Genomic DNA, 14,051 nt, shown 5'->3' with positions numbered 1-14,051 from the left:
GATTGAGGTATGAGGGTACCTGGGCGTGGCCGTGCGGGCTCCAGGCTATTCCGGCCGGCATTCGATGGTCCGATCGGAGTACAGGTTGCGCTTCTGGATGTACTGCACGACACCATCCGGGACCAGGTACCAGACCGGCTCCCCGAGCGCGACACGGTCGCGGCACGCGGTCGACGAGATCGCCATCGCGGGGACCTCGACCAGGCTGACCGAACCGTCCGGCAGGTGGTGGTCGTCGAGCGTGTACCCGGGCCTGGTCACGCCGATGAAATGGGCCAGGCCGAACAGCTTCTCGGCGTCCCGCCACGACAGGATCTGCGCGAGCGCGTCGGCGCCGGTCATGAAGAACAGCTCCGCGTCCGGCCGTGCGGCCCGCAGGTCCTGCAGCGTGTCGACGGTGTACGTCGGCCCGTCGCGGTCGATGTCCACCCGGCTGACCGAGAACCTCGGGTTGGACGCGGTGGCGATCACCGTCATCAGGTACCGGTCCTCGGCCGGGCTGACCTCGCGTTCGCCCTTCTGCCACGGCTGGCCGGTCGGGACGAAGACGACCTCGTCCAGGTTGAACCGTGCCTGGACCTCGCTGGCCGCGACGAGGTGACCGTGGTGTATCGGGTCGAAGGTGCCACCCATGATCCCGATGCGACAGTTCGCCGACATAGCTCGGGAGGGTACGCGGCATCAAGGGGGCACAAGGGGCCATTACCTGCCTTTTTCACCTCTTGTGCGCGCATTTCACCTGATCACCGGTGCAGGATGAACGGCTATGAGGAGTTGGACACCCATGCACGGCCAGCCCTACCAGCCCGTGCCGTACCAGCCGGCCCGGATTCCGGCGAAGGCGTCCATGGCGATCTCCGCTGACCTGCGGGAACGGATGAGCGAACGGCGTACGGTCCGTACGTTCGCCACTGACCCGGTCCCTGAGCAGGTCGTGCTCGACGCCATCGCCGTGGCCGCGACCGCACCGTCCGGTGCGAACCAGCAGCCGTGGACCTACGTTTTGGTCACGAGCCCCCAGACCAGGGCGGCCATCCGGACGGCCGTGGAGGAGGACGAGCAGCGTTCCTACGAGGGGCGGCTCGGCCAGGAGTGGCTCGCCGCGCGGGTGCCGCTGGGCACGGACGCGCACAAACCGCATCTCACCGACGCGCCCTATCTGATCGCGGTGTTCGAGCAGCAGTTCTATCTCGACGCGAACGGTGCGAGCCACAAGCACTACCACGTCGACGAGTCGGTCGGGATCTCCGTGGGGATGCTGCTGACCACGCTGCACCTGTCCGGCCTGTCCGCGCTCGTGCACGCGCCGAACTCGATGGACTTCCTGTCGGACATGCTCTGCAGGCCGCACAACGAGAAGCCGTTCGCGGTGATCGCGGTCGGCTACCCGGCGCGGGACGCGGTGGTGCCCGACCTGGTGCGCAAGTCGCTCGACGAGGTGATCATCCGGGCGTGAAGGCGTTCACGCCCGGAGTTCACCGATCTCAGTCGGTCGGTGCGACGAGCTCGTTGCTGGCCGCGCTGAACACCTTGATCGCCTCGACCGGGCACGACTCGGCCGCGTCGACCACGGCCTCGTCCTGGTCGACGACGTCAGCCAGCGCATGCGAGCCGTCGCCTTCGAGTTCGAAATGGTCCGGCGCGATGCCGACGCACATCCCCGACGAGATGCACAGGTGCCGGTCGACTTCGAGCCGCCACTGTGAATCGCTCACTCGCGTACCTCCGCCCAGGTGACCGGCAACTCTTGCAGGCCACGTACCAGGCGGCCATGTTTCCACGGCACCTCCCGCGCGTCCACGGCCAGTGACAGGTCCGGGAAACGCCGGATCACCGTGCCGAGCGCGACCTGCAGTTCCAGCCTGGCCAGCTGGGCGCCGATGCAGTGGTGCACGCCGTGGCCGAACGCGATGTGCGGGTTGACCTGACGCTCCAGCCGCAGCTCGTCGGGGTGGTCGAACATCCGCGGGTCACGGTTGGCCGCCTGCGCGTCGGCGAACACGCCTTCACCGGCCCGTATCGTCACGCCACCGAGTTCCACGTCCTCCTTGGCGATCCGGACGAAAAGCCCGCCGGTCGCCCCAAGCGGCGTGTGCCGCAGCAGCTCTTCCACGGCGCTGTTCACCAGGTCGTGGTTCGCCCGCAGTTTGGCCAGTTCGTCCGGGTGGGTGAGCAGGCTGTAGACGAAGTTGCCGAACTGGTTGGCGGTCGTCTCGTGCCCGGCGGCCAGCAGCGAGGCGGCCAGCTGGACGATCTCGTCCGGGTTGAGCCGGTCGTCGTTGTCCCTCGCCTGCAACAACGCGGTGAGCAAGTCGTCGCGGGGGTCTTCGCGGCGCTGTGTCAGCAGGCCCTTCATGTAGTCCCGCAGGTCCTGCTGCGCCTGCTGGATCTCCTCCGGCGTGTACGCCGTGATCGCGAGGGAAGTGTCGGTCCACGCCCGGAACTCGGCCCGGTCCTCGTAGGGAACGCCGAGCATCTCGCAGATCACGGTGATCGGCAGTGGCCACGACACCGACGCCATCAGGTCGGCGGGCGCACCGTTGGCGATCATGGCGTCGAACAGGTCGTCCACGATCTGCTGGACGCGGGGCCGGAGCATCTCGATCCGTCTGGCCGTGAACGCCTTCGTGGCCAGTTTGCGCAGCCGTGTGTGGTCCGGCGGATCCATGCTGAGGATGCTGCGTACGGTCTGGATCACCGGTGACCAGCGGGGCACGTCCTTGCCGAGCGTGGCCTCGCGGCTGAACCGCTGGTCGGCCAGCACGACCTTGACGTCCTCGTAACGGCGTGCCAGCCACGCGTCACCGCCGTACGGCAGCCGGACCCGGACCAGTGGTTCGCCGTCGGCGAGGCCGGCCTGCTCGGCCGGCGGGACCAGCGCGACGTAGTCATCGGTGCCGCCGCCGCTGAACGGGAAGTCGATCGGGTTCTGGGTGGTGGTCATCGATCTGCCCCCTCCGATGGTAAGCGCTTGCTTACATCACCGGAAGGTACTCCGGCCATAACTCGCCGTCAATGAAACGTCGCACTATGTGTCCGAATGGGACGGAATGTCCTGCACCTGTTCGAGCAGCGTCCGGACAGCGGGCAACACGCACGCCATGACGTGGTCGCTGTCGGCACCGGCGAGCGGCTCGGCACCGGTCACCGACCGCAGCAGGTCGATCCCCACGATCCAGGCCAGCACGAGGTGCGCCCGCAGAGCGGCGTCCGGATGGCCGGTCGTACCCGCCAGCGCCCGGATGTAGTCCTGGCCGAGCCGGTCGTGGATCTCCCGGGCCACGGCGTCCTCCCCGGTCGACCGCAGCATGATCCGCATCGCGTGGTCGCCGTGGTGCTCCTTGTCGAGGATGCCGCGCAGGATCCGGGCGAACACCTGATCGGGTGGTGATCCGGCGAGCCGGTCCCGGCCGGAGCGGGCGACGACCGCCGCGAACAACGCCTCCTTGCTGCCGAAGTAGCGGAACAACAACGCCTGGTTCACCCCGGCGCGGCCGGCGATGTCGCGCACCGTGGTCCGGTCGTAGCCGCGTTCGGCGAACAAATCCCTTGCGGCGTCGAGCAAAGCCTCCTTGCTCGCGGTCGAGCCACGCTTGCGCTGTTCGGTCAAGTCCGCTCCTGCAATCCGTACGAACGGTCCGTTCGCACTGACTCGTCGCCGCTTACTACGGTGCACCTGCGGCCAATACGGTAGAGGTGGAATCGTGAACGAACTACGCCAAGACGCCGAGCGTCACCTCAGGGCGCTCGCCGGCGACCATGCCCGGCTGCGGGATGATCAGTGGACCGCCATCGAGGCACTCGTCGCCGGGCGCAGACGCGCGCTCGTCGTCCAGCGTACGGGGTGGGGTAAATCAGCCGTCTACTTCGTGGCGACGGCGTTGCTCCGGGCGCGCGGCGCCGGGCCGACTGTGATCGTCTCACCGCTGTTGGCCTTGATGCGTAACCAGGTCGAGGCGGCCGCACGGGCGGGCGTGCACGCGGCGACGATCAACTCGGCCAACTCCGACCAGTGGCGCGAGGTGCAGGACTCGGTCAACGCGGGTGACGTCGACGTGCTGCTGGTCAGTCCGGAACGGTTGAACAACCCGGATTTCCGCGACAATGTGCTGCCTTCACTCACGGCGTCGGCAGGGCTGCTCGTCGTGGACGAGGCACACTGCATTTCGGACTGGGGGCATGACTTCCGGCCCGACTACCGGCGGCTGCGCACGTTGCTGACCGAGCTGCCGCAAGGCGTCCCGGTGCTGGCGACCACGGCGACGGCCAACGACCGCGTCGTGCGGGATGTGGCGCAGCAGCTGGGACTTGGACCCTCCGCAATGGACACTCTGGTCCTGCGTGGCGCGCTCGACCGGGAGAGTCTAAGATTGGCGGTGGTGCGGTTGCCGGACGCCGCGACGCGACTGGCATGGCTGGCGGAACAACTCCCGAAGTTGCCTGGCTCCGGGATCATCTACACACTGACTGTCGCGGCGGCCGAAGAAGTGGCGTCCTTCTTGCGCGAGCGGGGGTTCGAAGCAAGGGCGTACTCGGGGAAGACGGAACAAGCGGAACGGTTGCGGGCCGAGGAAGACCTGTTGGCCAACCGGGTGAAGGCGTTGGTGGCGACGTCCGCGCTCGGGATGGGGTTCGACAAGCCGGATCTCGGGTTCGTGGTGCACCTGGGCGCACCACAGTCGCCGATCGCGTACTACCAGCAGATCGGCCGGGCGGGCCGTGGGGTGGACAAGGCCGAGGTGCTCCTGTTGCCTGGCGCGGAGGACAGGGACATCTGGGCGTACTTCGCCTCGCTGGCCTTTCCACCGGAGCCGGTGGTGCGGCAGGTGCTCGACGCGTTGGCGGGCGCGGACGGGCCGATGTCGTTGCCTGCTCTGGAACCCCGGGTGGACCTGTCGCGCTCACGCCTCGAAGTCGTGCTCAAAGTGCTCGATGTGGACGGTGTGGTGCGGCGGGAACGCGGCGGCTGGGTGCTTCTGGACAGCTCCTGGACGTACGACTCCGAACGGTACGCGCATGTGGCCGAGGCGCGGGTGGCCGAGCAGCAGGCGATGCTCGACTACCAGGCCACCACTGGCTGCCGGATGGAGTTCCTGCTGCGCCAGCTGGACGATCCGCACGCGGCACCGTGTGGACGGTGTGACAACTGCACAGGAAATACCTGGGACACAACGGTTTCCCAGGGCGGCGCGGCCGAGGCGCGGGATCGGCTGCGGCGCCCGGGAGTGGAGGTGATGCCGCGACGGCAGTGGCCGCCAGGGATGGGCGCCCTGGGCGTGCCGTTGTCGGGCAAGATCGCGAAGAACGAGCAGGCGAGCCCCGGACGTGCGCTCGGCAGGCTGACCGACATCGGCTGGGGCAACAGGCTGAGAACAATGCTGAGCGCGACAGCACCCGACGAACCCGTGCCGGACGACGTGTTCGACGCGTGCGTGAAGGTGTTGGCCACGTGGAAATGGGACGACCGGCCGGTCGCGGTCGCCACCATCTCCTCGGGGTCCCGGCCGAAGCTCATCCGCAGCCTGGGTGAGCGGCTCGCCGGGATCGGACGGCTGGAGTTCCTCGGCGAGGTGCGGATCGCCGCGGGAGCCGACCGCCGGGGCAACAGCGCGCAACGCCTGGCCGGTCTGTGGCACGCGATGCAGGTACCGGCATCGCTGGCCGAAGGCGTGCGCCGGGTCGGCGGGCCGATCCTGGTGGTGGACGACCAGATCGACACCGGCTGGACCATGGCCGTGGCCGCCAAGCTGCTGGCGGACGCGGGAGCGCGAGCGGTACTGCCGTTCGCGCTGGCGACGACAACCTGACTTCAGGACAAGGAGGTGATGCGCCTGGCTTCGGCGATCACTTGGGCGTCGACATCGGCAACGGCGAGATGCATGCAGTCGAGTGTGCCGTAGACGTCGTCGAGTTCGACGAGGGTTTCGGCGAGGTCGGAAGTCCCGTGGCAGAAGGCCGAGTGCGCCCAGAAGGCCAGATCGGCGGGCTTCATGCCGCCTGACAGCACCCGGCGGGCCAGCGCCACGAGGGCGGCTTCCTTGGCAGCACTGGTGTCTCGCGGGTGCCAGGCCAGGCCGATCTCGGACATGGCGGCCTCGATCAGCTCGTTCACCTCGTAGTCCGCGTCCTTGATCGACAGTGCCGCGAGCGTCCGCAGCGTCGGTGTGTCGACGTCGGCGGTGAGCAGGCCGCAGGCCGCGTAGATGACGTCGGCGGCGCTCGACTGGCCCACCTGCCATAGGGCGACGGCGTCGCGCATCGCCGACAGGGCGGCTTCGGCGGACATGGGCACATAGTGGACCGGACGGCAAGGAGGTGTCATCGAGTTTTACGCAGAGTCTCGAAAAGTGGTCGCACAGCGTGAATGCGGTGGGAGATCTACTCATCCGGCGTCCTGTGTGGTTGAGTCCATCGCATGTCGGAGCAGGTGGCACAGCCGGTTGAGCACAAACTGCCGGTTCGCAAGCTGGTCGCGGCGAGCATCGGCAATGCGATCGAGTGGTACGACTGGACCGTCTACGCGACGTTCAGCACGTACATCGCCAGTGCGATGTTCGCACCGGACAGCAAGGCGCTGATCACGACGTTCGCCACGTACGCGCTGGCGTTCTTCTTCCGGCCGCTCGGCGGTTTCCTGCTGGGCAGATTCGCGGACGTGCGCGGGCGCAAACCGGCGATGATCCTGACCATCGTGCTGATGGCGGGCGGGTCGCTGGCGATCGGCATCCTGCCGACGTTCGCGGCGGTCGGCTGGCTGGCGCCGATCCTGTTGCTGCTCGCCCGCATCGCGCAGGGCATCTCGCTGGGCGGTGAGGTGTCGAACGCGTCGGCGTACCTCGGTGAGATCGCGCCGTCGCCCCGCCGTGGGCGGTACTCGGCGTTCTTCTACATCTCGACCGGGTCGGCGGTGCTGATCGCGTCGCTGCTCGGCTACTTCCTGGTCCGCATCCTGAGCAAGGACGACATGGCCAGCTACGGCTGGCGGATCCCGTTCATCGTGGGCGGCGTGCTGGGCATCGTCGGGTTGTGGCTGCGCCGCGCCATCGACGAGACCGAGCACTTCGAGAAGAGCAAGGACAAGGCACGGCACGTCAAGAACCCGTTGCTGGTGACGCTGAAGCACCACCCGAAGGCGGTGGGCCAGCTCATCGGCTACACGATGCTGTCCACGCTCTGCTACTACACGTTCTTCAGCACGCTGACGCCGTTCGCGATCAACGCCAAGGAGGCATCCGCGGACGACGTCTTCCTGGCGCTGTCGATCGGGACCGCGTTGTTCATCGCCTTGCAGTACCCGATGGGCGTGTTGTCCGATCGCCACGGCCGCAAACCGCAGCTGTTGATCTGGGCCGCGGCGACGGCGGTACTCATCGTTCCACTGTCCACTCTGATCACCCCGAGTCTCGGCAACCTGATCGTGGTGTTCTGTGTGGGCCTCGGCCTGTACACGGCGATGACGTCGATCGCGCCGGCGATCATGAGCGAGATGTTCCCGACTGAGGTGCGCGCTCTGGGCATCGGCGCTTGGTACAACGTCACGGTCGCGACGTTCGGCGGCACCGCGCCGTTGGTGAACACCGCCTTGACGGACGCTGGCCTGTCCAACGTGTTCTTCTGGTACGTCGCGGTGGGCGCGGCCATCGCGTTCTTCGTCATCCGGACGTTGCCGGAGACCAAGGGCATCGACCTGAAGTGACGACGCCGGTGGCTGACCTAGAAGGTCCGGACGGGGACCAGGTCGTCGGCGTGCACGACCTCGCGGCGCTGTTCGGCGGGCAGTTCGTGGCTTGACCGGCCGATCAGCGCAGGAAGTTCGGCGGCGTCGAACGCGACCACGCCGCGGGCGACCACAGTGCCGGACAGGTTGACGAGCTCGACGACATCGCCTGCGTCGAATTCGCCGTCGACGGCGGTGATGCCGGCGCTGAGCAGCGACCGGCGGCGGTGGACCACGGCGGTCACGGCGCCGTCGTCGAGCCAGAGGCGACCGGTCGCACCGGCGGCGTGGCCGAGCCAGAACCGCCGGGCCGAGAGCCTGGTGCCGGTGGCGGCGAAAGCCGTGCCCACGTCGGCGGTGGTCAGGGCGCGGGTGACGTCCGCCGCGGCGGCGAGCAGGACCGGGATACCGGAGGACGAAGCCAGCCGGGCCGCGGCCAGCTTGGACGCCATGCCGCCGGTGCCCAGGCCGGAAGCCCCCTGGGTACCGGCTTTCACACCGTCCACATCGGAATCGCCGATCACCTCGTCGATCTTGTTGGCGGCGCCGCGGCGCGGATCGCCGTCGTACAGGGCGTCCACATCGGACAGCAGGAAAAGACCGTCGGCGCCGACCAGGTGAGCGACGAGGGCGGCGAGCCGGTCGTTGTCACCGAACCGGATCTCCTCGGTGGCAACGGTGTCGTTCTCGTTCACCACCGGCACGGTGTCCAAGGCGAGCAGCTTGGAGAACGTGCGCTGGGCGTTGCGGTAGTGCGAGCGCCGCACAACGTCATCGGCCGTGAGCAGGACCTGACCGACCGTCACCGAGTACCGCGCGAACGACGACGCGTACGCGTGTGCGAGCGCCAACTGACCGACCGATGCGGCGGCCTGTTGGGTGGCGAGGTCACGCGGACGACGCGGAATGCCGAGCGGCGCGAGACCCGCCGCGATGGCACCCGACGACACCAGCACGACCTGACTCCCGGCCGCGCGGCGCGCGGCCAGCGCGTCCACCAGGGAGTCCAGCCGTGCCGGGTCCAAGCCGCCTTCCGCTGTGGTCAGCGAGGACGAACCGACCTTCACCACAATCCGGTTCGCGTCGGCCAGGGCCTTGCGCGTCTGCGGTGTCGCCGGAGCTGTCACTCGGTTTCATCCTCGACCGGCAGACCACGGCGCAACCGCCGGGCGATCTTGCGTTCCGCGGCGCTCACGCGATCTGTCTGCTCAAGCCGCACGTCGGTACCGCGCCCGGTCAGCACGGCGGCGACGCCAGGAGTGGACGGCTCCCAGTCGAAGGTCCACGATCCGATCGTGACGGCACACCCGGGCTGTGCGCCCTTGGCCGCCAACTCGTCCTCGACGCCCAGCCTGTTGAGGCGGTCGGCGAGGTAGCCGACGGCTTCGTCGTTGGTGAAGTCCGTCTGCAGCACCCACCGCTCCGGGCGTTCGCCCGTGACGATGAACCCGGTCTCGTCGTCCGGGTCGGGGATGACCTCGAAGCCCTTGTCGTCCACGGCTTTCGGCCGCAGCACGACCCGGGTCGACTCGGCGACCGGCTGCGCCGCGCGGTACCGCTCGACCACTTCGGCCAGCGCGAAGGTCAGTTCCCGCAGGCCTTCGCGGGTCGCCGTGGACACCTCGAACACCGGCCAGCCGCGCTGCTCGAAGTCCGGCCGGACGATCTCGGCCAGGTCCCGCGCGTCCGGTATGTCGATCTTGTTCAGCACCACGACCCGGGGCCGCTCCGCCAGGTCCCCGCCGAGCGCGGGGGTGTAGCGGGCCAGCTCGGCCTCCAGCGCGTCGACGTCGGACATCGGGTCGCGGCCTGGCTCGTACGTCGCGCAGTCGACGACGTGCACCAGCACCGCGCAGCGTTCGATGTGCCGCAGGAAGTCCAGGCCGAGGCCCTTGCCCTGGCTGGCGCCCGGGATCAGGCCGGGCACGTCGGCCATGGTGAACACGTGGTCGCCGCTGGTGATCACACCGAGGTTCGGCACGAGCGTGGTGAACGGGTAGTCGGCGATCTTCGGCCGTGCCGCGGACAACACCGCGATCAGCGACGACTTGCCCGCGGACGGGAAGCCGACCAGGCCGACATCGGCGACCGAGCGCAGCTCGAGCACGAGGTCACGCCGCTCCCCCGGCTCGCCGAGCAGGGCGAACCCGGGCGCCTTACGCGCCTTGGACGCCAGCGCCGCGTTGCCCAGCCCGCCACGGCCACCGGAGGCGGCCACGAACTGAGTTCCGGCACCGACGAGGTCGGCGAGCACTTCGCCGTCTTCGGTCATCACAACAGTGCCGTCAGGGACCTTCAGCTCGAGTGGCGCACCGTTGGCGCCGTCCCGGTTGCTGCCCTGGCCTGGCTTGCCGTTGCCGGCGCTCGCGTGCGGGCGGAAGTGGAAGTCGAGCAGCGTGTGCACACCGGGGTCGACAACGAGCACGACGTCACCGCCGTTGCCACCGTTGCCGCCGTCGGGGCCGCCGAGCGGCTTGAACTTCTCCCGGTGCACGGAGGCAACGCCGTTACCCCCGTCACCCGCGGCGACGTGAATCACCACGCGGTCGACGAATCGGGACACAGCGGGTTCCTCTCTTCAAACGCACCAAGGGGCGGGCCTACTACAGGCCCGCCCCTGGAAATGCTAGGTCGATTAGGCCGAAGCCTCGACCGGAACGATGTTCACGGTCTTACGGCCGCGCTTCGCACCGAACTGGACCGCACCGGCGGCCAGAGCGAACAGCGTGTCGTCCTTGCCGCGGCCGACGTTCACGCCCGGGTGGAACTTGGTGCCGCGCTGGCGGATCAGGATCTCACCGGCCTTCACCACCTGGCCGCCGAACCGCTTGACTCCCAGGTACTGCGGGTTGGAGTCACGGCCGTTGCGGGAGCTGGACGCGCCCTTTTTGTGTGCCATGGCTGGTCAGGTCCTTACTTGGTGATGCCGGTGACCTCGACGCGGGTCAGCTTCTGGCGGTGACCCTGGCGCTTGTGGTATCCGGTCTTGTTCTTGAACTTGTGGATGCGGATCTTGGGGCCCTTGGTCTGCGCGACGACCTTGCCGGTCACCGACACCTTGGCCAGCGCGTCGGCGTCGGTGGTGACGTCGCTGCCATCGACAACGAGCACTGCCGGGAAGGTGAGCTCGGTGCCCGGCTCGCCCTCGAGCTTCTCGACCTCGACGACGTCGCCCACGGCGACCTTGTACTGCTTGCCGCCGGTCTTGACGATCGCGTACGCGGACACGGAAGTCTCCTGCTTGCTACTCGTTGATGATGGGTGGGCCACGCGCGCCCTGGCCGTTTCGGACCGGGCTGCACACGACGTGACCCGCTGGAAGGCGGGCCACGTACTAGGTTACAACATGCTCCTGGCGCCCCCGGCGGGGGCCTTGTTACCTGTCCTGGGCCGCGTTGACCGGCGGTCCGGCCGGCCGGGACGCGGCGCGCCTGCGCTGCCGCCGGGGCGGTGGCGCGAGCACCAGGTCGTCGTCGACACCCTGCGGCACCTCGGAGGACGGCACGTGCCCGTTGGTCGCGGACGCCTGCTCGATCTCCGCCGCCTTCTCGGCCTTCTCAGGCTTCTCGGCCGCGGCCTCGTCCATGGCCGCGGCGACGGGCCGCAGCTCAGGCTCCGGCTCAGCGGCCGGCGCGGGCTCGACGGCCTCGGTCTCGACGGCTTCGACCTCGGCGACGGCCTGGCCGGCGGCTTCCTCGGCGACCTCGACGGCCTGCACAGCCTCAGCCGCGGCTTCGGCGGCGACCTCGGCGGCCGCTTCGGCCTGTGTCTCGGCCGACTCGGCCGCTTCAGCGGCCTCCGCCGCCTCCGCGGCCTCGGCACGCGCCCGCTCGGCCTTGGCCCGGCGCTCCGCCCGGGTCGGCCGCTCCCGCGTGCGCTCCGCCGCCTTCTCCTCCGGCTTGCCCGGCTTCGACGGCTGGTGCTGATGCTGGTGGCCGTTGCCGCCGCCGTTCGCGCCGTTCGACTTGACGATCGGCTCGGTGGACACGACCACGCCACGGCCCCGGCAGTGCTCACACGTGCTGCTGAACGCCTCGAGCAGGCCCGTGCCGACCCGCTTGCGGGTCATCTGCACCAGGCCCAGCGAGGTGACCTCGGCGACCTGGTGCCGCGTGCGGTCGCGGCCGAGGCACTCGGTCAGCCTGCGCAGCACCAGGTCCCGGTTGGACTCCAGCACCATGTCGATGAAGTCGATCACGATGATCCCGCCGATGTCGCGCAGCCGCAGCTGGCGGACGATCTCCTCGGCCGACTCCAGGTTGTTGCGGGTGACCGTCTCCTCGAGGTTGCCGCCTGATCCGGTGAACTTGCCGGTGTTCACGTCGATCACGGTCATCGCCTCGGTGCGGTCGATGACCAGGTAGCCGCCGGACGGCAGCCAGACCTTGCGGTCCAGCGCCTTGAGCAGCTGCTCGTCGATGCGGTACTCGGTGAACACGTCCGTCGGGCCGACGTGCCGCTGCAGGCGTTCCTGCAGGTCAGGCGCGACGTGCCGGACGTAGGCGTCGATCGTGTCCCACGCGTCGTCGCCCTGCACGACCAGCGCGGAGAAGTCCTCGGTGAACAGGTCGCGCACGACCTTGACCAGCAGGTCCGGCTCCTCGTAGAGCAGCGTCGGCGCGGTGGCCTTCTTGACCTCGTCGGTGCCCTCGGCCTTGTCCTTGATGACCTGCCACTGCGCCTGCAGCCTGCGCACGTCGCGGGCCAGTTCCTCCTCGCTGATGCCCTCGGAGGCGGTCCGGATGATCACACCGGCGTCCTCGGGGACGATCCGCTTGAGGATGTCCTTGAGCCTGCGCCGCTCGTTCTCCGGCAGCTTGCGGCTGATCCCGGTGGCGCCGCCGCCGGGCACGTAGACCAGGAAACGGCCGGGCAGGCTGATCTGGGTGGTCAGCCGGGCGCCCTTGTGCCCGACCGGGTCCTTGGTGACCTGCACGAGCACGCTGTCGCCGGTCGCCAGCGCCTGCTCGATCCGGCGGGCCTTGCCCTCCAGGCCGGCGGCGTCCCAGTCGACCTCACCGGCGTACAGCACGGCGTTGCGGCCGCGGCCGATGTCGACGAACGCGGCCTCCATGCTCGGCAGCACGTTCTGCACACGGCCGAGGTAGACGTTGCCGACGAGCGAGCCCGAGCCGGACGCGGTGACGAAGTGCTCGACGAGCACGCCGTCCTCCAGCACGCCGATCTGGGTGCGGTCCGCGCGCTCACGCACGATCATCTTGCGGTCGACCGACTCACGCCGGGTGAGGAACTCGGCCTCGGACAGGATCGGCGCGCGGCGGCGGCCTGCCTCGCGGCCGTCCCGGCGGCGCTGGCGCTTGGCCTCCAGCCGGGTCGAGCCCCGGACGCTGCGCACCTCGTCGCGTTCCGGTTTGTCCGCTTTGGACTTTTCGTCCCGCGCTTCCCGCACGTGCACAACGGTGTTCGGCGGGTCGTCCTCGCTGGCCGCGACCTCGTCGTCAGCCGTGCCCTTGCGGCGACGGCGACGACGGCGGCGACGGCTCACGCCATCCTCGGCGGCGTCCTCGGCCTCGTCCGCGTCGCTCTCGCCGGCCTCCGGCTCCTCCTCGGACGCGGCCGGGGTCTCCTCGTCGTCCTGCTCGTCACCGGCCTCGTCGGCCTGGCCGCCCTTGCCGCGACCGCGCCCACGACGGCCGCGACGACGGCGGCGACGCGTGCTGCCGTCCTCCTCGGTGCCCTCCGCGTCCTCAGCGTCCTCGGCCTGGTCAGCGGGCTCGGCGGGCTCCTCGACCGGCTGCTGCGGCGGCCGGGCCGGGCGAGCCTGCGCGTCCGGCGGCAGGAACAGCGGGGACGCCGACGCGAACAGCGGCTGCCGCGGCGGCACGCGCACGTCGGCGGCCGGCTCCTCGGCCTGCTGCTCCTCGGTCTGTTGTACCTCGGGGGCGGGCTCGGGCTCCGCCTCCTCGGCCACCGGCTCGTCCTCCTGGGGAGCCAGCGCGTCCACGACGCGCCGCGCCACCTCACGGCTGACGCTGGACTGCGCGCTGCGGACCTCCTCATCCAGGTCCGCGAGGGCCGCCATCACCTCGCGGCTGCTCGCGCCGAGCAGCTTCGCGAGGGCGTGCACCCGGATCTTCGGCGGCAGGTCGATCAGGTCCCGCTCGGCGTTGTCTTCACCGGCGGGCGTCGTCGTGTCCGACATGTAGCTCCTCCGCCCCCGGGCGCGTCCATACTCGGACGCGGCCGCACAGGGGCCTCTCGTGTTCGGTCCGCCGCGCAGGGCAGCGGACGTTGTGTACCGGTCTCTTCGCCGCCTTCCCCTGGCGAGAGCCGGTTCGTTCTTCTTGCCTGGTCCGCCGCGCGAACGGCGGGA

Annotated in this window: 13 protein-coding genes; 3 read left to right on the top strand and 10 right to left on the bottom strand. The window is 69.4% G+C overall.

Going from position 1 to position 14,051, the window contains the following annotated elements; genetic code table 11:
• Window positions 1-45: 45 nt before the first annotated feature.
• Window positions 46-660 (bottom strand): nicotinate-nucleotide adenylyltransferase, encoded by a 615-nt coding sequence (gene nadD / locus GC106_RS21075; protein WP_173133319.1) that lies wholly within the window; start codon window positions 658-660, stop codon window positions 46-48.
• A 124-nt stretch (window positions 661-784) separates the two neighbouring features.
• Here nadD and GC106_RS21070 point away from each other — a divergent pair, with 124 nt between their 5' ends.
• Window positions 785-1,456, top strand: a complete 672-nt coding sequence (locus GC106_RS21070; RefSeq protein ID WP_246366397.1) for a nitroreductase family protein — start codon at window positions 785-787, stop codon at window positions 1,454-1,456.
• A gap of 28 nt (window positions 1,457-1,484) precedes the next feature.
• On the opposite strand, the gene GC106_RS21065 is transcribed toward GC106_RS21070, so the two are convergent.
• The 3 genes from GC106_RS21065 to GC106_RS21055 form a co-directional block, all read right to left on the bottom strand.
• A complete protein-coding gene (locus GC106_RS21065) occupies window positions 1,485-1,715 on the bottom strand; it encodes a ferredoxin (RefSeq protein WP_173133315.1) in 231 nt (76 codons plus the stop codon).
• Window positions 1,712-2,944 (bottom strand): cytochrome P450, encoded by a 1,233-nt coding sequence (locus GC106_RS21060; protein ID WP_173133313.1) that lies wholly within the window; start codon window positions 2,942-2,944, stop codon window positions 1,712-1,714. The genes GC106_RS21065 and GC106_RS21060 overlap by 4 nt, the downstream gene beginning before the upstream one ends.
• 84 nt (window positions 2,945-3,028) lie before the next feature.
• Window positions 3,029-3,610, bottom strand: coding sequence for a TetR/AcrR family transcriptional regulator (locus tag GC106_RS21055; protein ID WP_173133311.1), 582 nt, complete (start codon window positions 3,608-3,610; stop codon window positions 3,029-3,031).
• A 94-nt stretch (window positions 3,611-3,704) separates the two neighbouring features.
• Here GC106_RS21055 and GC106_RS21050 point away from each other — a divergent pair, with 94 nt between their 5' ends.
• The gene (locus GC106_RS21050) at window positions 3,705-5,807 is read left to right on the top strand and encodes a RecQ family ATP-dependent DNA helicase (RefSeq protein ID WP_173133309.1); all 2,103 of its coding nucleotides are present in this window, start codon (window positions 3,705-3,707) and stop codon (window positions 5,805-5,807) included.
• Between the two features lie 2 nt (window positions 5,808-5,809).
• Here GC106_RS21050 and GC106_RS21045 read toward each other — a convergent pair whose 3' ends face one another.
• Window positions 5,810-6,286 (bottom strand): hypothetical protein, encoded by a 477-nt coding sequence (locus GC106_RS21045; protein ID WP_173133307.1) that lies wholly within the window; start codon window positions 6,284-6,286, stop codon window positions 5,810-5,812.
• Between the two features lie 129 nt (window positions 6,287-6,415).
• Here GC106_RS21045 and GC106_RS21040 point away from each other — a divergent pair, with 129 nt between their 5' ends.
• Window positions 6,416-7,696: an MFS transporter gene (locus tag GC106_RS21040; RefSeq protein ID WP_173133305.1), complete on the top strand. Its 1,281-nt coding sequence runs from the start codon at window positions 6,416-6,418 to the stop codon at window positions 7,694-7,696.
• Between the two features lie 17 nt (window positions 7,697-7,713).
• On the opposite strand, the gene proB is transcribed toward GC106_RS21040, so the two are convergent.
• The 5 genes from proB to GC106_RS21015 form a co-directional block, all read right to left on the bottom strand.
• Entirely contained in the window at window positions 7,714-8,844 is a 1,131-nt protein-coding gene (gene proB / locus GC106_RS21035; protein WP_173133303.1) for a glutamate 5-kinase, read from the bottom strand.
• On the bottom strand, window positions 8,841-10,280 hold the full coding sequence (gene obgE, locus GC106_RS21030) for a GTPase ObgE (RefSeq protein WP_173133301.1): 1,440 nt from the start codon (window positions 10,278-10,280) through the stop codon (window positions 8,841-8,843). The genes proB and obgE overlap by 4 nt, the downstream gene beginning before the upstream one ends.
• A 72-nt stretch (window positions 10,281-10,352) precedes the next feature.
• Window positions 10,353-10,616, bottom strand: coding sequence for a 50S ribosomal protein L27 (rpmA, locus tag GC106_RS21025; RefSeq protein WP_033382647.1), 264 nt, complete (start codon window positions 10,614-10,616; stop codon window positions 10,353-10,355).
• Window positions 10,617-10,630: 14 nt separating this feature from the next.
• A complete protein-coding gene (gene rplU / locus GC106_RS21020) occupies window positions 10,631-10,945 on the bottom strand; it encodes a 50S ribosomal protein L21 (RefSeq protein WP_033382646.1) in 315 nt (104 codons plus the stop codon).
• Between the two features lie 148 nt (window positions 10,946-11,093).
• On the bottom strand, window positions 11,094-13,880 hold the full coding sequence (locus tag GC106_RS21015) for a translation initiation factor IF-2 N-terminal domain-containing protein (protein ID WP_173133299.1): 2,787 nt from the start codon (window positions 13,878-13,880) through the stop codon (window positions 11,094-11,096).
• Window positions 13,881-14,051 lie beyond the last annotated feature (171 nt).

Source organism: Kibdelosporangium persicum (assembly GCF_013280595.1).
GTDB lineage: Bacteria > Actinomycetota > Actinomycetes > Mycobacteriales > Pseudonocardiaceae > Kibdelosporangium > Kibdelosporangium persicum.
Note: the sequence above shows the minus strand (reverse complement) of the source record. Positions and strands in the feature narration are given on the sequence as shown.

Bases quoted from the DNA above. Each gene is read 5' to 3' on its own strand.
- GC106_RS21070 (WP_246366397.1), top strand. From the start codon at position 785: ATGCACGGCCAGCCCTACCAGCCCGTGCCGTACCAGCCGGCCCGGATT.
- rpmA (WP_033382647.1), bottom strand. From the start codon at position 10,616: ATGGCACACAAAAAGGGCGCGTCCAGCTCCCGCAACGGCCGTGACTCC.
- GC106_RS21040 (WP_173133305.1), top strand. From the start codon at position 6,416: ATGTCGGAGCAGGTGGCACAGCCGGTTGAGCACAAACTGCCGGTTCGC.
- GC106_RS21060 (WP_173133313.1), bottom strand. From the start codon at position 2,944: ATGACCACCACCCAGAACCCGATCGACTTCCCGTTCAGCGGCGGCGGC.
- GC106_RS21015 (WP_173133299.1), bottom strand. From the start codon at position 13,880: ATGTCGGACACGACGACGCCCGCCGGTGAAGACAACGCCGAGCGGGAC.
- GC106_RS21045 (WP_173133307.1), bottom strand. From the start codon at position 6,286: ATGTCCGCCGAAGCCGCCCTGTCGGCGATGCGCGACGCCGTCGCCCTA.
- nadD (WP_173133319.1), bottom strand. From the start codon at position 660: ATGTCGGCGAACTGTCGCATCGGGATCATGGGTGGCACCTTCGACCCG.